General features: G+C 38.6%; 17 protein-coding genes. All 17 read left to right on the forward strand.

The window, feature by feature from the left end; translation table 11 throughout:
* Positions 1 to 7: 7 nt before the first annotated feature.
* Positions 8 to 1,573, forward strand: coding sequence for a tetratricopeptide repeat-containing sulfotransferase family protein (locus B5D82_RS15355; protein ID WP_081152752.1), 1,566 nt, complete (start codon positions 8 to 10; stop codon positions 1,571 to 1,573).
* A gap of 237 nt (positions 1,574 to 1,810) precedes the next feature.
* A complete protein-coding gene (gene nhaA, locus B5D82_RS15360; RefSeq protein ID WP_081152754.1) occupies positions 1,811 to 3,157 on the forward strand; it encodes a Na+/H+ antiporter NhaA in 1,347 nt (448 codons plus the stop codon).
* Between the two features lie 319 nt (positions 3,158 to 3,476).
* The gene (locus B5D82_RS15365; RefSeq protein ID WP_081152755.1) at positions 3,477 to 4,010 is read left to right on the forward strand and encodes a hypothetical protein; all 534 of its coding nucleotides are present in this window, start codon (positions 3,477 to 3,479) and stop codon (positions 4,008 to 4,010) included.
* A gap of 404 nt (positions 4,011 to 4,414) precedes the next feature.
* On the forward strand, positions 4,415 to 4,747 hold the full coding sequence (locus tag B5D82_RS15370) for a YnfA family protein (protein ID WP_081154542.1): 333 nt from the start codon (positions 4,415 to 4,417) through the stop codon (positions 4,745 to 4,747).
* 248 nt (positions 4,748 to 4,995) lie between these two features.
* Positions 4,996 to 5,262, forward strand: coding sequence for a DksA/TraR family C4-type zinc finger protein (locus B5D82_RS15375; RefSeq protein ID WP_081152757.1), 267 nt, complete (start codon positions 4,996 to 4,998; stop codon positions 5,260 to 5,262).
* Between the two features lie 364 nt (positions 5,263 to 5,626).
* Positions 5,627 to 6,055, forward strand: a complete 429-nt coding sequence (locus B5D82_RS15380; RefSeq protein ID WP_081152758.1) for a DUF1090 domain-containing protein — start codon at positions 5,627 to 5,629, stop codon at positions 6,053 to 6,055.
* A gap of 128 nt (positions 6,056 to 6,183) precedes the next feature.
* Positions 6,184 to 6,420 carry a hypothetical protein gene (locus B5D82_RS19925; RefSeq protein ID WP_157673912.1) on the forward strand — a complete coding sequence of 79 codons (237 nt, stop codon included), beginning with the start codon at positions 6,184 to 6,186 and terminating at the stop codon, positions 6,418 to 6,420.
* 270 nt (positions 6,421 to 6,690) lie between these two features.
* A complete protein-coding gene (locus tag B5D82_RS15385; RefSeq protein WP_081152760.1) occupies positions 6,691 to 7,134 on the forward strand; it encodes a hypothetical protein in 444 nt (147 codons plus the stop codon).
* A 128-nt stretch (positions 7,135 to 7,262) separates the two neighbouring features.
* Positions 7,263 to 7,634 carry a VOC family protein gene (locus B5D82_RS15390; protein WP_081152761.1) on the forward strand — a complete coding sequence of 124 codons (372 nt, stop codon included), beginning with the start codon at positions 7,263 to 7,265 and terminating at the stop codon, positions 7,632 to 7,634.
* A 156-nt stretch (positions 7,635 to 7,790) separates the two neighbouring features.
* Positions 7,791 to 8,177 (forward strand): DoxX family protein, encoded by a 387-nt coding sequence (locus tag B5D82_RS15395; protein WP_081152763.1) that lies wholly within the window; start codon positions 7,791 to 7,793, stop codon positions 8,175 to 8,177.
* A 123-nt stretch (positions 8,178 to 8,300) separates the two neighbouring features.
* A complete protein-coding gene (locus B5D82_RS15400) occupies positions 8,301 to 8,837 on the forward strand; it encodes a flavodoxin family protein (RefSeq protein WP_081152764.1) in 537 nt (178 codons plus the stop codon).
* Entirely contained in the window at positions 8,803 to 9,183 is a 381-nt protein-coding gene (locus tag B5D82_RS15405) for a hypothetical protein (protein ID WP_081152766.1), read from the forward strand. Before B5D82_RS15400 ends, B5D82_RS15405 begins: the two co-directional genes overlap by 35 nt.
* A 90-nt stretch (positions 9,184 to 9,273) precedes the next feature.
* A complete protein-coding gene (locus B5D82_RS15410; protein ID WP_081152768.1) occupies positions 9,274 to 9,714 on the forward strand; it encodes an SRPBCC family protein in 441 nt (146 codons plus the stop codon).
* A gap of 118 nt (positions 9,715 to 9,832) precedes the next feature.
* On the forward strand, positions 9,833 to 13,564 hold the full coding sequence (gene recC / locus B5D82_RS15415; protein WP_081152769.1) for an exodeoxyribonuclease V subunit gamma: 3,732 nt from the start codon (positions 9,833 to 9,835) through the stop codon (positions 13,562 to 13,564).
* Positions 13,561 to 17,358, forward strand: a complete 3,798-nt coding sequence (gene recB / locus B5D82_RS15420; protein ID WP_081152771.1) for an exodeoxyribonuclease V subunit beta — start codon at positions 13,561 to 13,563, stop codon at positions 17,356 to 17,358. Before recC ends, recB begins: the two co-directional genes overlap by 4 nt.
* The gene (gene recD / locus B5D82_RS15425) at positions 17,351 to 19,441 is read left to right on the forward strand and encodes an exodeoxyribonuclease V subunit alpha (RefSeq protein WP_081152772.1); all 2,091 of its coding nucleotides are present in this window, start codon (positions 17,351 to 17,353) and stop codon (positions 19,439 to 19,441) included. The genes recB and recD overlap by 8 nt, the downstream gene beginning before the upstream one ends.
* Before the next feature lie 54 nt (positions 19,442 to 19,495).
* Entirely contained in the window at positions 19,496 to 20,080 is a 585-nt protein-coding gene (locus B5D82_RS15430; RefSeq protein ID WP_081152774.1) for a DUF3087 family protein, read from the forward strand.
* Positions 20,081 to 20,102: the final 22 nt, after the last annotated feature.

The following is a 20,102-nucleotide window of genomic DNA, read 5'->3' on the forward strand; positions in this document are numbered from 1 at the left end:
CATTAGCATGAATATTTCAAAACAAATTAGCACCGCACAAAAGTATATTGAAACTAAGCAATATAAGTTGGCGCACCAATGTATTATTGAACTATTGCAATTTGATAAATTCTACGCTGATGGCTACTTTTTATTAGCGATTATTGCCAGTGAACACAACAATTTTAAAAAAGCTATTGTGCTTATTGAACAAGCCATTGTACTAGCGCCTGAGCGTGCTGAATATATTGCACATTTAGCCAAACACTTCGTATTAACCAATGATTACGTAAAAGCTAAACAACAATGTGAAAAGGCAGAATTACTTGCTCAGTTAAGTGCCTTAGAATTAGATACAATTGGGGTGGTTTACAGCAAGATGGGTTTACACCATTGCGCGATTAAGAATTTCGAAAAAGCAGTTAAATTAGCACCCAACAATGCCAATTTTCATTTTAATTTGGCGGTATCGTTAAAGTTTACCGGTGATTTTGATGCAGCAAAACTCGCTTTTGAAAAAACCATCGATTTAGCGCCAACGTATTATAAAGCTTATTCATCACTTGCTAGCCTTGGCGATGTTGATACTAAATACCAAGATACCATACTTAATTTACAAACCAATACGTTACAACCCGATGATGCTTTGTATATTGGTCATGCTCAAGCGCGGATCCACGAAAAACAAAAAAATTATCAACAAGCTTATCAAGCGTTGAGCCAAGCTAAAAAGGCTAAGCTTGCGCAGTTAAATTACAGTATTGAAGATGACAAGAAAATTTTTACTCGCTTAAAGTCTGCTTTTAATCAACCACCGCAAGTAAACCCAATTGGCAATGAATCAGACGAAGCAATATTCGTCGTAGGCTTGCCACGCTCAGGCACCACATTAGTTGAGCGAATATTATCGAATCATCGAGATGTTACTAGTGCAGGTGAGTTGCAAAATTTTGGCCTTTTAGTCAAGGAATTATCAGCAACTCAATCGCCATATGTTATTGATCCAGACACTATAGATGCAGCCTGCAATATCGATTTCAAAACGCTTGCCCAACGCTATATTGACAGTACCCGAGTTATTACCGGCGATACTGCAAGGTTTGTTGATAAAATGCCGCTTAATTTTCTCTATGTTGGCTTTATAGTGTCGGCTTTTCCAAATGCGAAAATTGTTTGCTTAGACCGAAACCCTTTAGACTCAATTGTCAGCAACTTTAGACAGTTATTCTCAGTCAATTTTTCATATTACAACTATGCTTATGATCTGGAAACAACGGCAGAATACTATCTGCTTTTTAAAGATATTATTGCTTTTTGGCGTGAAAAGTTTCCACAGAATTTTTATGTGGTGAACTACCAAAGCTTAGTTAATTCACCGGTTGAAGAGGCTAAAAACTTGGTTAACTTTTGCCAATTATCATGGCACGACAGCTTAGTGGATATTGAAAATAACAGCTCACCCGTGGCAACTGCTAGTGCGGTTCAAGTTAGAAGTCCGATTAATAACCAGTCTGTTGGAAATTGGCAACGATACGACTTCTGTTTGGAAAATGTTAAATCAAGATTACAAGCTGCGGGTGTGTCACTCAAATAGTCGCTTGATAAACGCTCGACACTCACAGTGAAATTCGCTATAGAAACAGTCAATATTAGCGACTACTGATGAGATGATTTACATTATGCGTGATATGCTCCTAATGAGCTTACTTGCTATTACAGCGCTAAATTTATAAATTAGTTGAGTAAAAGGCAAAGATCACATTAAATTAAACTATATTTTAAGGCCAACTTTCACTTCTTTTTAGCTAATTCAATTGATTAGGGAGACTCAATGTCTAAAGACTCTAAAAACTTATTAGAACGTGGCTTGGACAACATTCAGCCACAACTTTCCAGCTTTATTCGTGCCCAAAAAACCTCCAGTTTGTTCCTTTTACTTTCTACAATTGTTGCTTTATGGTGGGCAAACTCAATATATTCAGCTAGCTATTTCAATTTAGTGCACACACCTGTTGGGCTGTTTTTTGGAGATTTAGAATTTAAAGCTTCACTTAAACACATTATCAATGATGGCTTGATGGTGATATTTTTCTTTTTACTCGGACTAGAAATTAAACGTGAAGTTTTAGTGGGCGATCTCGCGCAACCCGAAAATCGTCGCATGCTAATTCTTTGTGCTTTAGGAGGCATGATTTGTCCGGCATTAATCTACTCAATGTTCAATTACTCTCTTGATTCACAAATCGGTTGGGGTATACCCATGGCCACCGATACCGCTTTTGCCCTAGGTGTGCTCACCATTGTAAGAAAACACATACCTGCCAGTCTGTTAGCGTTTATTGTTGGGCTCGCTATCGTTGACGATGTTGGCGCGATATTGGTTATTGCTATATTTTACACCGAGCAGATATCTGTTATGCATTTGTCGAGTGCGTTTGCACTGATCGCTTTTTTAGGCCTGGCTAGTTATGCTGGTGTGCGACAACCGCTTTTTTATATCACCATCAGTATTTTAACTTGGTTGATGATGCTTAAGTCTGGCGTTCACCCTACGGTTGCTGGTGTCGCCATTGCCCTGACCGTACCTGCACGTCCAGAATTAGCATCAGGTAAGCTGCTAGATAAAGCAAAGTCGATTATAAATTCGATGGAGAAAAAGCCCAAATCGGTAGATGTGCTTGGCAGCAAGGAAGATCACGAAAAAGTATTAAAAGTACGCGATGTTGCCGAAGAGGCTAGTACGCCACTACGTAGATGGGAAGGGGCTTTGCACTTACCTGTATCATTATTTATTTTGCCGCTATTTGCGTTAACCAATGCAGGCGTAATATTTAGTTTCAGCTCACTTGCTGATAGTCTGCAACATCCGATTGGTTTAGGCATTATTTTTGGCTTGGTGCTGGGGAAATTTATCGGTATTTCTGGAGCTTGTTGGTTAGCGCTACGCTATAAGCTAGGAAGTTTACCTGATAAGATTAATTTTCAACACGTTGTTGGGGCTTCGCTAATAACAGGTATCGGCTTTACCATGTCTACTTTTATTGCCATGTTAGGTTTCGATGGTCAGCCAGAGCAACTGCAATATGCAAAAACAGCTATTTTGATAGGTTCAATACTTGCCGCAATGCTTGGTACTATATATCTCAGGGTTACTTCTACAAAGCAAAATAATGAATAATTTAACTTAGTTAAATAGGCTAAGGGCAGGGTAGTGTTTAACGTGGTAGTGGATATATGCAGCTACCCTGCTAATATAAAGCTAAATGTTTTTTTCATAATGCCAATTGAGTATCTATTCGAAAAATAATTAAGAAGAGTTGTTTTCATTTTAATAGCATTTAATGACTATGGTTCTATGCTGTTTTATCGTTTCCTGCCAAGTTTTAAAATGAGTTTAATTTTCTTATTTTGTCCCAAACTTAAATGAGTTTTTCAAGTATCAGACAGCAGTGGTAAAAACTACAAAGCGTTGTTATTGAATTGATTTAAGGAGCAATATGGATAGAATCGCAAATATTCATACATTAACTAAGCGATTGATCGTCATGACCGCTATTTCTTTGCTTGTATTTAGTGTCATTTTCGGTATTAGTTACTTTTTTAATGGAAGATTAATGATGACATGGCTCGGTTTTGTGTGTGGAATCATAGGGGGATTTGTAAGCATACAGCAGCGAATTAAAAACGTATCTGACGAAGAGCTTACGCTACTAACAAATTCTTGGTTTCAAATTCTATTAGTTCCTATCTTTGGCGGTGTATTTTCTTTAGTTTTGTACTGTATTTTTCTTGCCGGAATTATTTCAGGAAATATGTTTCCTAATTTTTATATTCCAAAACCTTCTGGCTCCGTCCCTGATGCTAACTTTATGATTGAGTTGTTCACCAAAACATATCCACTAACGGGGCAAGATTTTGCAAAGTTCCTATTTTGGTCATTTGTTGCCGGTTTCTCAGAAAGGTTTGTTCCTCAAATTGTTAATAATGTTGCAGATAAATCATCAGAAAAAGTAAACCCATCGGATCGTTAAAACGCTAAATCTACATGGCGTTGAGGTTCTAGGATAACTAAGTTAGTCGAAACTACTGAGTATACTTTGTTTTGGCTCGTGACGATTATCTCGATAATAATTAATGTATTTGATAATATTGTTCTAGGTTTTTTAATATACGAACTATTTACAAAGAGCTATTTGAATAGTAATACGCATCGATTGATATTAATGCACCATTCAAAGCAAAAGATCTTACTGGATATTATATTCAGGCAATAATTTGTTTTGTGCTGGCCAACCTTAAGTTACTGCGGATTAAACCAGAAACTCAGCAAAGTCATATAGCTGTTGGCTATGTTCCCCATTACAGCGCAATTTTAAACAAGCTTTATTTAGCCCGTTATTTAGGCTCATACATTCGCACCGAAGCAAGGAATTTCATGTTTGAATTTAAAACAATCGCTCTTTTTGCTATTACTGCGATAGCCGAGATTGTTGGGTGCTACTTACCCTACCTTTGGCTTAAGCAGGATAAGAGTATATTACTTTTAATACCAGCAGCGCTCAGCCTCGCTCTATTTGCCTGGCTACTAACGCTTCACCCAACTGCAACGGGTCGTGTTTATGCCGCATATGGAGGTGTATACATATTTATAGCCTTATTATGGCTTTGGGTAGTTGATGGTGTAAAACCAACAATGTGGGATATTGTCGGTGGTGTAGTCGCTTTGGTTGGTATGGCGATTATTATGTTTGCACCAAAAAATGCCTAGCCCATTATAAGATATATCGGGCTGTCAGCTTATTCGATGTACAAGCTCGCAGTCTACTTTATAGCCATTGAATTAAGTCATTGTTCTATTATAAATGAGGTTTAAAAGTTAAGTGCTGCAATTGTCGTTGTCGCCGGCCTCATACTATACTGCTACATGGGGTTATCGTTTTATAGGAACAGGCGTTATGCTTTTATCAGGTGCTATTCTTTATATTAATGTTTGTTAATAACGATTAGGAGCAAAATATGGCCGGTGGTTGGGCGAAAGACGGCGCAGTGCAAGAACAAATAGATGCTAGTGTTGAAGACGCCGTTGAGCTAGCGAGAAGCCATATTAAATCTGGCGATAGTGCGCCGTTTTGCGAAGAATGTGGTGCGATTATTCCAGAGGCTAGACGTGTAGCTGTTCCAGGAGTGCAGTTTTGTGTGACCTGCCAATCTACATTTGAAAGCAAGGAAGCTGACACCGTTGGTATTAATCGTCGAGGCAGTAAAGATAGTCAACTAAGGTAATGTCATGAGTAAAGCTAGCTTATATATGTCTAGTGTTTCATGTGTTAACACGCTTTTTTTGGTTTCTTGTTATGTTCAGTCTCGTTGAATTGTCATATTTAATAATGGTTAAGTATTTTTCTATCTCACTTTCAAAAGCACGCACCTAAGTTAATCTATACAACTATATGAGCCAAAACATTAGCCAAAACAAAATCAGTATTGAGCGCGCGTACTATTATTAGCGCTGAATGAGGAGAATAAACTTCACCCATAATGTAAACGTTTTTTATTGTTTAAAAAAATCAATGCAGTTAGAGTGTTACGATTAACAAAGAATACTAATTGAACAGGCTTGTTCCTATTTTACTACCATTGGAGAACTATGATGACCAAGACGTCTTATAAGCTATTGACAGTTCCAACAATTACCATTGTTGGATTGCTTTTTTTCGGTGGGTCTATTTCTGCCCTCGCATCGCCAAGTTGCGAGAAAATGAAAGGTTGTGATAAGAAGATCTGTGAACTAGAAAAAAAGCTTGTTATTGCAGGTAATCAGGATAATAAGCCTAAAGCTACTAGATTAACAAAAGCGCTTGAAAAGGTAAAAGAGCATTGTACCAACGATGGGCTTAAGGATGAGCTAATTGAAGATATTGCCAAGGCCAAAGCAGAAGTCACTGAATATGAGGCTGATCTCAATAAAGCTGTAAAACAGAAAAAAAGCGATAAAGTTTTCAAATATAAAGCAAAAATTAAAGATAAAAAAAGAAAAATAAAACAGCTTGAAAAGAAGTTATCTATTTTAAATTAGATAGTTAATGCGTTAACAAAAGGGCGGAAAATATGTTTAATTGTATTTCTTAAATACAAAAAATTGCCAATTTATTTTTCGCCGCTTTTGCAATTAATACAGTTATGAAGTTAATACAAAGGATATGTATGAAGTTATTAATCATCTTAGCAGCACTATTACTGAGTAGTTGTTCAACAAGGGATGTTGGACACTTTTTTCTTGAGGACGTTACCAATAGTAACATTGGCTATAATGCCGCATCTTGTAATCAAATAAAAAATAGTTGTGAAATAGCTAATATCAATAATCCCAACGCTTTTCGTCAGTATTCCCAGTGGAATAATAATGATGAAAGTATCGGTTGTTCATGTAGTAATAAGTAAATTTTATATTAAGTCGTTTAATAAAGTTATAACTGAACTTATTTAGCTATTACTGAAATGGCAGATGCTGATTAAAGCCAAAATTAAGCGGTGAAGGCGCAACACTTCATTGCTCGTCTGACGCCATAAATCAGCCCCCTCTAGCTATTATTTATCTTTTTATTATAGAAATTAATGTTATTCGTTTGTTACTTTGAATAAATAATAAAACTAATTTATAACGTATCGTTAGGGTACATTTTACCTTCTTTATATGTTCAGGGAGTGGAAATGATTAAGTTTATATTTTTGTGTTTAATTCTACTATCCAATATAGCCTTAGCTGCTAGTGATGAGGTTTATAACACCAGTACAATTCAAGCGGTAAATTCTATTTATTGGTTAAACCAGCAACAAGATAGTGCCATTATGTATGCTAGGTGGGAAAACTTTAATTCAATAAAGCACTTTATTGATAACGCGGTATTAACGGGGAGAACAAGCCAAAAGCCAGTTAATATTGAGATTGCTGATGTATTATTATTATCGTCTTCAAAACAGAATAAAATGTTAAAAGTTTACTTTACTGAAGACGCCATAACGCTAAACGGCCAATCTTACTTTGCAAATTCAGCGATGTTAACTAAATTTAGAGAGATAAATATGCGTAGGATTGCTAAAGGGGATTTAATATCACCTAAGGTTTTACGTCGAGTATATAAAGCAAATAATTAGTTGGGAGGCTATATTAACTTGTTTCCCTTAATATATTAGAAACCAGTTAGCTTTTTTCCTTTTTCCACACTTTTAGCTAACTTTTTTACTTTAAGGTTTTAGTGTCAACATTAAACGAGGAGTTTAAGATGGAATTAGGTGCTTTTTCAGTAAGTCTATCAGTGAAAAATATTGAAAAATCAAAAGTATTTTATCAAAAATTAGGCTTCGACGTTGTAGGCGGAGAGCAATCACAAAACTGGCTAATATTGCGAAACGGCGACCATACCCTTGGTATATTTCAAGGAATGTTTGAAGGTAATATTATGACATTCAATCCAGGTTGGGATGAAAATTGCAAAACACTTGAGTCATTTACTGATGTTAGAGAGCTATTAAAAACGTTTGAAGCCCAAGGCGTCGATATAATACAAAAATCCATTAATGGTGAAAGTGGTCCTTCGAGTTTTTCTCTTGTAGACCCTGATGGTAATTCAATTCTTATTGATCAGCATGTTTAACATATATTGGCTCAGACGATATTTTATGTCTCACTTTGAAAAGTTGAGCGTGCATATAAGCAAGCCACTCATTAAGGCTAAGCGCTGATTTAACGTAAATAAAAAATGCATGGTAGTTCCTATTCGTGCTGAGAAATATCTTACGGAGAAAAATAAATGCCTCGTACTCCACTTTTAGTTATTACTTTATTCTTTCTCACGGGTGGTATAGCGCACTTTGTTGTAGCTGACTTTTTTATGATGGCGATGCCCGATTATTTGGGGTATCACAAAGAATTTGTGCTTGTTAGTGGCGTGTTAGAGATTTTAGGTGCCATCGGAATTTTAATTCCTCAAACACGTTTGCTTGCTGGCTATGGGTTAATCGCATTAATTATTGCGGTTTATCCGGCTAATATACATATGGCTTTGCACCCCGAAAAGTATAAAAACTTATCAGAGTTGTTTTTATATATTCGTCTACCATTTCAATTTATATTCGTTTGGTTTGTATGGTGGGCAATAGCACCAGAGAGGCTAGAAAATAAAAATATAAACGGGTAGTAGGGTTATATTTTTTATAGCGTGAGCTAAATGCTATGTTCCGTTCAAAATTAGGAAAATATAATGCATGAAATATTTGCCTGATGTTATGAGGTATATCCGAATAAAAATATGGAGAATGTAGTGAAAACGGCAATTATATTGGCTTCGTCAAGAGAGCATGGAAATACTCAGCAATTAGCTAATTTGTATATGGAACATCAACCCTGTGATTTATTTAACTTAACGGATTATTCAATATCGGTATTTGACTACCAACATAGAAATCAGCACGATGATTTTCTAGGATTGATTAATACCTTGGTAGAATATGATCATTTAGTGTTTGCAACACCGGTCTACTGGTATTCAATGAGTGCGCAATTGAAAATATTTATCGACCGTTTATCAGACCTGCTAACCATTGAAAAAAAACTAGGTAGAACTCTCAAAGGAAAGAGTTGTTCTATACTTGCTACCGGTGCTGATAACGAAGTACCGGAATGTTTCGTCGCCGCTTTTAAATTGACGGCTAATTATTTTGGGATTAAATTTACCTCTACTTTTTATTGCAGTTGTGAAGACGATTTTATTGTTCAAGAGCATGTTAATAACTTAACAACATATTTGGCGATGGAGTGTTCAAATGGCGCAAGGCAAACACAAAAAATTATTGAGTAAAAAGCTTCGAAAAGGTGACAAAGGTTATCCCATAGCAACGATCGCATTTTATGGTGCCGATAATAAAATGGCATCAAAAGCTGTTTGCGCAATCATCGCTTTTGATGGTGCGGAAGCAGAGCCAATGAAAAAGTGGTTTTCATCCTCTGAACTAAGAAAATCAGAGCACGTTTTTAGCGAAATACTAACGTTTATAGATGAAAATGGTGTGAAATCCGTCAGTATGATTGAAGGAATATTTGGCTGTCCACATGAAGAGGGAATTGATTACCCTGATGGTAATTATTGCCCTGAATGCACTTATTGGCAAGGCAGGGATAGATTCAGTGGCGACCTTGTGCATTAACGTTTGTGTACAAATGCTAATGCGCTATAGTAAGTGTAATAAGCGAGCGCAATAACGTTCAGATTTAGTGATAAATATTTGGAGATACCTATGCATGAAATAAGTCACCGAGTTGGTATTAAAACATCCGTAGATAAAATTTATCAAGCATTAACCACTAATGAAGGCTTAACGAAATGGTGGACGAACGATATATCAGGGGCTGGAGATGTCGATTCAATTATCAAATTTCGCTTTAATGGCGGTGGCCCCGACTTTAAAGTTATCGAACTATTACCAAATAAAACAGTGCGTTGGCAGCATTCAGGCAATATGCCAGAGGCTTGGGTAGGCACCGAAATCAGTTTTCAATTACATGTTGATGGCGAACAAACATTTGTGCGCTTTACCCATGGAAATTGGCAAGAGTCTTCAGATTTTATGGCGCATTGTAGTACGAAGTGGGCGGTGTTTTTACTGAGCCTTAAAGATGCAATGGAAACTAATCAAGGTCGTCCATTTCCAAATGATATACCAATAGATCATTCTTAAGTTCTAAAAACGCTTTTCTACAATAAAATACCATGCTTACGGCACAACAACCACTAGTGTTATCGGACTTGATGTGGTTAAATTTAGCTATAAGAAAAATGGCTAAAAAGGCGCACATTTGTTCTATCTTTATCCCGCTAATAAAATGGAAAATTTGTTAGTATTGCTAGATAAAATCCAGCAACTTTCCCCACTTCCTGTTTTCGCTCAAGACACCGTAATCGTGCAAAATGCTGGCATGCAACATTGGCTTAATATGTCGCTAGCTGAGCAGCGGGGTATTAGCATGAATATGCGTTATGCCTTACCATCGCAATTTTTATGGAATTTAATTCGAAATTTAGCCAGCGATGAAGATGTGCCTGAGCAGTCGCCTTATTCTCGGGAAGTACTCGCTTGGCGTATTGATACTTTATTAGCTGCTAATGAAGTCATTGATGATGACGCGTTTAAAGTAGCGAGTGATTATTGGCAAGCTGATTCAAAAAATAGTGGTAATAATTCATATAGCGAAGCTGAGCAGTTAAAACGTTATCAGTTGGCGTGTCAGCTTGCTGATTTATACGAACAATATCTAATATTTCGACCTGAATGGATCCACGCTTGGCATCAAGGTGAATTTACTGCATTTGATCACCAAGCGAGCGCATCTTCATCAGATACTATTGAAGAAGGTAAACAAACTGAAGCAAGCAATGCAATTTGGCAGGGTAAACTTTGGCATTTATTGGTACGAGATCAACCTTATGATCCCCGTGAACTTGTCGCGCTGGCAATAAAGAACTTAAACAATGTCGATAGATTAAAAGCACAAGCTTTACCGCATCGTTTATCGTTTTTTGGCATCAATGCTATGGCACCACTTTGGCTTGAATTCATTAATGCCTTAAGTGAACAAATAGATGTACACTTCTTCCATTTAAACCCTTGCTATGCTTACTGGGGCGATGTTGTTACGGAAAAAAATGCCATTGAAGCTTGGCTCAAAGGTACTGATTTTTCCGCGGGACAAAAAACTGCAGATGAAAATAACAGCGAGAACGATCAACAATTAGGCCTATTCACTGACGTTGAAAGTAATGATTTCGAAAGTAAGGACTTAGCGGATATAAACCAGCAAGTGGGTAATCCTCTATTAGCTAACTTAGGCCAGCAAGGTCGAGAATTCATGGCTTTGCTATATCAATACAGTACTATCAATATTGACGTATTCGAGTCGGCAGTGGCTGACTTGGCGAGTGAGAACTCAAAAAGTGCAGACCAAGCTAATCCAAGCGCAGAAGCTATAGCACAAGCCAGTGTTTTAGCGAGTGTTCAGCAAGATATTTTATCGCTCACCGATGCGCGCTCACCCAAGTCGACAAAAACACTTCAATCGCCTAAAGTTGATGGCTCAATTTTAATTACCAGTGCGCACAGTGCCTTGCGAGAAGTGCAGGGCTTACACGATTGGTTATTACATCAATTTAATCAAGATAAAAGTTTAACGCCAAAAGACGTTTTAGTCATGTGTCCGCAAGTTGAGCAATACGCGCCTTATGTGAATGCGGTATTTACCCGCGGTTGGCAAGATATTGCAGACGAAGTACCACCGTTACCGTGTTCAATTGCCGATCGCATCAGTAAAGACGCCGAACCGTTAGTTGCGGCTTTTGCTCAGTTGTTAACGCTGCCAGATAGTCGCTTTCAGGTTTCAAGCCTAATTGCTTTGTTGCGTTTACCTGCCATGCAAGCTCGCTTTGGCATTAACCTTGACGACATTGAAAAAATCACCCATTGGCTTGAGGTTTCATGTGTGCACTGGGGCTTAGATAAAGCCCATAAACAACAAGTGTTAGCGCAAAGCGAAGCTCAAGAAACAGAAACCCTTAGCGGCACTAGCGATAGCTTCACCTGGCAACAAGGTTTTAGCCGCTTAATGCGGGGATTTGCCTTTGCTGACCATAGCGTTATTTATCAAAATCAGATGCTATTGCCCACTATTGAAGGCAGCGACAGTGAGTTACTTGGCAAGTTAATGCTCATTATTGAGCAGTTACAGCTCACCGCTATTAACATGTCAAAAGCGCGTACAGCCTCGCAATGGCAGCAGTTTTTGTTTGATTTATTACAGCAATTATTCGACGATGAAAACGATAATGGTCTCAATGTAGTGCGCAGCGCAGTGGAGTCGTTAGTCGAATATTGCCAGCATGCGGCTTATACCAGCGATATTAGTTTGGCGGTTATTCGTGATTTTTTGAACAGTCATTTCAGTCAGCCTGATCCCGGACGACAGTTTATGATCGGGCAAGTCACATTTTGCTCTATGTTACCAATGCGCAGTATTCCGTTTAAAATTATTGCAGTATTAGGTTTGAACGATGGAGAATTTCCACGTCAACGCCAACCGTTAAGTTTTGATTTAATGACCACAACACCAGCGCAGTTAGGTGACAGATCTCGACGAGGTGACGACCGATACTTATTTCTAGAGGCGATAATTTCTGCTCGCCAAGCTTTGTATTTAAGCTATCAAGGTAAAAATATTAGAAATAATAAAGACCGGCAGCCGTCGTTAGTATTAAAAGAGCTGATGGAATATCTGGCCCGCGGTTATGGTTGGCAATTACTGGGTTTAAATGCTGAAACTGAAACTGGAGCTCAGACCAATACACTAAGCCAAGTTAGACAATTACCGATGCAGGCATTTAGCGAGAAAAATTATCTGGGTAGGTTCGGCAGTTTTGATGCTAACTGGCTCAATTTACGTCGAACAAAAGTAACTGACAGTTCAGTTCACAATCAGACAGAGAATAGCAACTCACAAACAATTGATAACAGCATGGCAATTATTGACGACAGCTTATCAGTCACGGATGTTATTCGATTTTATCAGCATCCTTCTCGCTATTATGGTCAACACACGCTTTATTTATATTTGGATAATAGCCATACGGTAATTAATGATGTAGAGCCGTTTGTGCCTAACCATCTCGATAGTTATTTACTGAGGCAAGAATTACTCAACTATTACTTAGCTCCAGCACAAAGCAAGCAAAGTTGTGACGATATATTACTCAGCGCTAAACTTTCAGGTAACTTACCCGACTTACCCAACACCGATGAGTTGATAAAAGGCTGGCAAAAAGACAGTGAAGACTTCAGTCAGTTTATTATCGCGGAATTAACGCAAAATGACGCCTTAACTATTGCTCCTATCGATTGCAGCGTTACGCTTGATTTAGCCAATATATTAACCAACCAAACCTTGCTTGCTAATGGCTTGTATTCAAAGAGTGACTTAGAAATATTAAAAACGGTATTACCTCAACATTTAACGCTAAATTGTAAACTGACGATTGTTGATAACAAAGCATTGTTTTATCGCAGCAGTAGCGCAAAAGCGAAAGATTTATTTACCTTATATTTACATCAGTTAATTATTCAAATAGCCCAAGCGGATGAAGCACAAGAAAACGCTGACATATTTGCCAATATTAGTGCTACACATGGTTACTATTTTGACACTAAAAGCCAGAAACCAAGCCAATTTTACTTCAGTGATATTGAAGATGCCAAAGGGCTGTTATTAGGTCTAATTGTGACGTTTTATTTAGGGCAACATCAGCCACTATTACTTAATGGCGATATTGGTGAAAAAATACGTAAGAGCAAAGTATTTGAGCAGGCGCAGTTTGAACAGTTTTGGTCTGACAGTAACAGTTTTCAAGCTTTTGGCGATGACGCCTATGTACAGTATTTTTGGCCGCAGTGTCCTGATTATGAAGAAATTTCGCCAAGGTTATTGACCTTGTATCAACCGATGTTCGATGCCTTGCAGACAGTAAAGCAGGGAGCTAATAAATGAAAAATTTAAACGCAAATACTATCGCCCTGCAAGGTAAACACTTAATTGAAGCTAGTGCGGGTACAGGTAAAACTCACAATATCACCCGAATATTTCTCCGCTTATTATTAGAGCGAGAATTACCGATTGAACAAATTTTGGTGATGACATTTACCAAGGATGCTACTGAAGAAATTCGCGGCCGTATCGATGATTTTATTCGAGAAAGTTTACATAGCTGGGACAGTTTAATTGTTAGCGATGACTACTTTAAAACCTTAAGTGTGAATCTGGCTAACAAGAATATTGGCAGTCGAGAAGCAAAAGCTCGGTTAAGCCAAGCCTTGTTGTATATTGACGAAGCCGCTATTTTTACCATTCATGGTTTTTGTAAACGAGTGTTGAACCAATATGCTTTTGCTAGTGGTATTAGTTTTAATGCCCAAATGGAAACAGACACCCAAGATATTACCTTAGAAGCCTGTCAAGACTGGTATCGGGTAGTGGCATTAAACACCGAAAATAACAGCCAAGCCTTTAAGTTAGTGACTGAGTTTTGGCCAGAGCCGGGCACTTTTATTAATCAGTTTTCAAAAGCCTTATCGACGAACAATCAGTTGAACGTGCAAGACCCTGCAAACATTAGTATTGAATTTAAAGCTTTAGTTGAACAAGCCATTGCAAGTTTGAACGAACATAAAGCTATGTTAACTGAGTCGCTAATTGATGTTAAAAAGGGGGCTGAGCGAGAAAAGCGTCAGCAAGAGTTAGATTTATTATTAAATTGGTTAGCTGCGCTGTCAGCCGATGTAACGGGCCAGCATGGCAAAATGCCAGATGCTTTTATTGATGGCAGGCGTTATGCCCGCTCAAAAGTTAAAAGTGAGTTAGTTGAGATTTTTACTGCCGTTAATACCGTTAAAAAACAACATCCTGAACTATCTAAACAACTTAATCGCGCACATGCCTTACTCGTGGTAAGAAAGGGTATTTATCATATTCGAGCTGAAATCAGCCGTAAAAAGTTACAAGCCAATGTTATGGGTTTTGACGATTTAATTAGTACGCTAAATGATTGTCTAACCCATGAGCAAGCACATGAGTCAGGACTTGAGCTTGAAAATAAGCCCACACAGGTTTTAGCCAATAGCATATTTTCTCAGTTTCCAGTCGCGCTTATTGATGAGTTTCAAGATACTGACCCACAACAGTTCTCGATCTTAAAAGCGATTTACTATCATCAGCCAAACGCAGCGCTGTATATGATAGGCGATCCAAAGCAAGCCATTTATGGTTTTCGAGGTGGCGATATTTTTGCTTATCTTTCCGCACGAAACGATTGTGACTACCAATGGTTAATGGATACCAATTGGCGCTCAAGTGCTGCCATGATCACCGGCTATAATCGTTTATTCTACGGTAATAAATTATCAGACGATGCGGGGGATGTTTTTGGCTATCAAATTCCTTATTTACCGGTTAAAGCCTCGCCAAAAGCGCACGAGAAAGTGTTTTTAGACCGTGAGTTTAACGCACTGCAGTTTATTCATTTTAATGTTGAATCAGAATCTAAAGGCAAAAACGGTAAAGATAAAGCGGTTAAACAAAGCTATCGCGCGAATATGGCCGCTTGGTGCGCCAATGAAATCGTGCGTTTATTAGCTTGCTCAGATCTTAATATGGCTAGCGGTGATATTGCGCTACTAGTGCGCGATGGAACTGAAGCGGCAGATATTAAATTTGCCTTAAATGCCTGTGGTTTAGCCAGTGTATTTATGAGTAATCGTGCTAATTTATTGCAAAGCGACGAAACCAAACATTTACTGCAAGTGTTAAAAGGTATTCTATTTTTAGAAAATGATCGCTTATATACCGCCGCATTAGCGAGCCCGCTGATGGGCTTTAATCGTGAGAAGCTATTGCAGTTACAACACGATGAACAGCAATGGCAGCAATTAAAAGTTAGTTTTGAAAAACTGCGTAATGAATGGCAGTTTAAAGGCTTTATCAGTATGGCGTTGCAGTTAATGCATCAACACTTTCATATTGATGTTAGTGATGCCGATAGCCGTTCTGCCGATACGCGTTCCTCTAATGCTATTTCTTCCAAGAATAATGCTGATCGAATATTAACCAATTTATTGCATTTATTTGAATTATTGCAAGGGGCAAGTCAGCGACATCGCCAGCCACAAGAGTTGCTATTTTGGTTTGAACAACAAAGCCAAATAGACAACCCAGAAGTTGAAGCAGAGTTGCGTTTAGAAAGTGATGAAAACTTGATCCGGATTATCACGCAACATGGCTCTAAGGGCATGGAGTATCCGGTGGTTTTCGTGCCGTTCGCTACGCGCCACAAAGACCCACTCAAGTTCGGTAATCGTAATGTAACTTTTATTGAGCATCACGATGAAAGCGGTGCGCTACATCATAGTCTTGATGGTAGTGACGAGGCGAGAACGCGCATGGCAGCAGAAGCCTATGCCGAAGCAATTCGACTGCTTTACGTTGCTGTTACGCGTGCAGAAAAACGATGTTATATTCTCAGTACAGCTTTTGACAACTATGAAAAATCGCCCTTAGGTAAAACCCTGAAATGGTCAGCAGAAACTGACATAGCGACCAGTTTGCAACAATTAGCACAAGACAACCCCGAAGAGGTTGCGCTTGACGTGTTAGATAACTATTCACTCGAAGGAAAGTTACCCGAAGAAAAGTTACCTAAAGAAGCTTCAGTATCATCAAATATTGAAAGCACTTATGATGAAAGTAAAGTTAAAACTGAGCCAGAAGTGGCTAGGTTCAACGGCAGAATTGAACGTGACTGGTGGTTAAGTTCATTTTCTGCTTTGAGTAAAAACTTACGCCATAACGGTGTTTCAGCGCCAGATCGTGATACCGAAGAAACAATACATGTTGATGAGCAAACTGAACTGTTTAATACGTTATCTAAAACGGCCATTGAATTACGTTTCTCGCTCACCAAAGGCGCACAAACGGGTAACTTGCTACATGATATTTTAGAACAAACGGACTTTTCAGCACCTGATTGGCAAAAAAGTTGTCATTGGCCGCTAGTGAAATATGGCGCTGTAGATGACGTATTTGCAAGCTCGATTGAGCCTTCACTCGAAAGTGATGTAAGTCAGCTTTCTGGTCAAGCACAACAGGGAGATGGCCAAACATTATTGATAAAATGGTTAGAAGAAGTATTAAATACGCCACTTAACCAAGATAGTACGTTGTCGCTAAGCCAATTAACACCGCAAGCGACATTACGTGAAACAGAATTTTATTACCCAATGCGTTCAGCAAGCAGTAGCCAATTAACTCAACTGTTGTCCGAGCATAGAAATAACTATGTCGGTAGTGATGCCAGTATCATTACAAGTAGTAAAATAGTGCGACAACACCGAGTGCACTTACCCTTTTATCAACAACTTAAAGGCATGATGCATGGCTTTATCGATTTAATCTTTCAAGCCGATGGTAAATATTATGTTTGTGATTATAAATCTAGTCACTTGGGCGATGAGTATAGTGACTATAACGATGTCGCGATGCGCCATAATATTGAAAAAAATCATTATGATTTACAATATCTCATTTACGCTTTAGCACTACATCGACATTTAAAATATGCCTTGGCAGATTATGACCCAGAGCAGCATTTTGGCGGGATTTATTATTTGTATTTACGTGGCATGAGCGATCAAAGTGAACATCAAGGTTGTGGCGTTTATTATCGTCAAATTACGCTCGCAGAATTAGAGCAACTAGACAGTATTTTTGCCGGAGAAACCACTCATGTCTGAACTTGTTATTAGTAGCGAAAGTAAGGTGACCTGCCAAAAAGAAAGTATTTATGCCTCGTTCCAGCATGCCGCACGTCAATTAGGTGGACTGGTGGCTGTAGACTACTTTTTCGCGAAAGAAATTAGCCAATGTCTTGAACCTTCTGGAGTTAGCGTCTCTAGCCAAGTGACTGAACAGCAGCAATGGTTTCACTTATTAGTAGCCTTAAGTGCAAGCTTGCGAGACGGCCACAGTTGTTTGCCACTGGCGCAAGTCGCGGGCAAGCGCTTATTTACTGACCCTATTAATCAAAGCGAAACGAGCACTAAAGGCTTTTTATTTTCTGATCTAGATACACTCACCGCGCTGATGGCAGCACTACCCTTAGCGGACTCGGATAAAATAGCCCCCTCTGAGCAGCAACCGATAGTATTCAGTCATAACCGGTTGTACTTGCGCCGTTACTATCAATTTGAACAAGAATTAAAGCAGGTTGTGCGCGAACGACGAGTTGTTAGTACCAAGTTAGTTGAGTCATTGAGTAACAGTAATGAAACATTTGAAGATGTTGGCAATATTAGAAGCATTATAACGACCTTGTTTCCAGGTTTAGCGTCACTAAGCGATAAACAAAGCGATACACAAAATAGCGAAATTGATTGGCAAGCTGTTGCCGTTGCCAACGCCATTAATAAAGATTTTGCCATTATTGCGGGTGGACCAGGTACAGGTAAAACCTACACCGTAACTAAACTGCTGGCTGCGCTTATCATGCTAGCTCGCGCAAATATCGAAAGCCAAAAGGAGAGCCAGTTTACGGCACCAAAAATTTCCCTAGTTGCGCCTACAGGTAAAGCGGCGCAGCGTTTGTCCGAATCTATCACCAGTGCGGTTAAAGCGTTTCGCGGCACTATCAATGACGAAGTATTAGATCTTATTCCTGAGCAAGCAAAAACCATACATAGATTATTAGGCGTTATTCCTGAACAGGTTAACTTTCGCCATCACCAAGATAATTTACTCGATATAGATATTCTCCTTATCGATGAAGTGTCAATGGTCGACTTACCTATGATGGCGAGAATTTTTCGGGCTTTGCCGATCAACACTAAAGTGATTTTACTCGGTGATGCCGACCAATTACCGTCAGTGGCGATTGGCAGTGTTTTAGCTGATTTTGCGCCACGTCCTCACCTAGGTTATAGCGCTTTGAACCATCAATATTTAGCACAAGTAACGGGGTATCAGTCGCTTACTAAAGATCAAACTGCCGATGCAAATTCCGCACAATACAGCGCTGCCGATTGTGTAACTTTTCTAATGAAAAGTCGTCGATTTGATGGGGAAGGTGGCATAGGCCGAATCGCAAATTATGTAATCAATGGTCAATATCAAGAAAGTTGGCAGTTATTAAAGCAAAGTGAAGTACTTGATAGTTCTTTGCAAGACGAAAGCCTTAGCAACGACAAACAATTAACATTATTACCAGGTAACGTTGAAACTTGGCTAACACCACTTGTTGAGCAGTATTACTTGGGCTTGTCTCAATGTAGCAAGGTTGAAGATGCTTTCGCGTTATTGGCAAAGTTTAGAATTTTATCGTCTACTCGCAAAGGCCCACAAGGGGTTGAAAGCCTAAATGCTTTAGTTATTGATATTTTGCGTAACAAAGGTGTTATTCCTTTTAACCGTTTTGAGTCAAATACAAGCTTGTACGCCAGTCAGCCGATCATGATCAACGAAAATGACTACCGTTTAGGCGTTTATAATGGCGATATTGGCGTACTTTGGCGTAATAGCCAAGGGCATTTAATGGCGGTATTTGAAAATGCACAGGGCGGTTACGACTGGATCTTACCCTCGCGTTTACCTAAATTTGAAACAGTTTACGCGATGACCATCCATAAAACCCAAGGTAGCGAGTTTGAACATGTCGCTATGGTGTTGCCAGAGCAAAAAGACAATAGATTATTGTCGCGTGAATTATTATATACTGGCATCACCCGCGCGAAGCTAAAGTTGAGCATCGCCAGTAGTCAGTCTGTTTGGCAAAGTGGCGTGAGTCAGCAAGTTAAACGTCATTCTGGGCTCGCAATTGACTAGTTCGAGTTAGCGTAACCGTTATTATTTATTGAAAATATAGAAGTAAGTTGAGAAATGAAGTTAAAAGACATAGAAAAACCCGTTTACCGTAAACATTTGAATATTATTATTGTCGGCTTTATTGCCAGTTTACTCATTTTAGCTTTGGCATATGGGCAGGGTCTGATTATGTTATTTGCTGATAGCGCGGCAGTCATGGCTAACCCAACTAACGTGGCGGCGGGGGAAATAGCAAATGAGGTTGCGGCGACAGAAAGTAATTTTAAGTATAATTTTCTCGGTGTTTTACTCGCATTATTAACCTGTGTGTTTGTCTTACATCGATTACGTTTTAGTGCTTTTTTCAGTGAAGTGTATTATGTTTGGGAAATTAAGCAGCAGCAAAATGCGATATATCGTAAATTGAAAAAAATCAAAGTTGCTGCGAGTAATGACGACCCTGCTGCTGTAGACGTAAATGCCTTAGTTATTTTGAATTTTTATTATGCCAGTTTAAAGCAAATTTATTTATTAGATGACAATACGCTAACAATGTCTAAACTCAATACTGACATTAGTGAATTGAACACACGAATAGAAAATCTACAGTTAACTATATCAACCGACCAATTTGATAAATCAATGTTGGCTGATTATTAAAAAATTAATATGAGGGATTTGC

It is taken from the genome of Cognaticolwellia beringensis, assembly GCF_002076895.1.
Classification (GTDB): Bacteria; Pseudomonadota; Gammaproteobacteria; order Enterobacterales; family Alteromonadaceae; genus Cognaticolwellia; species Cognaticolwellia beringensis.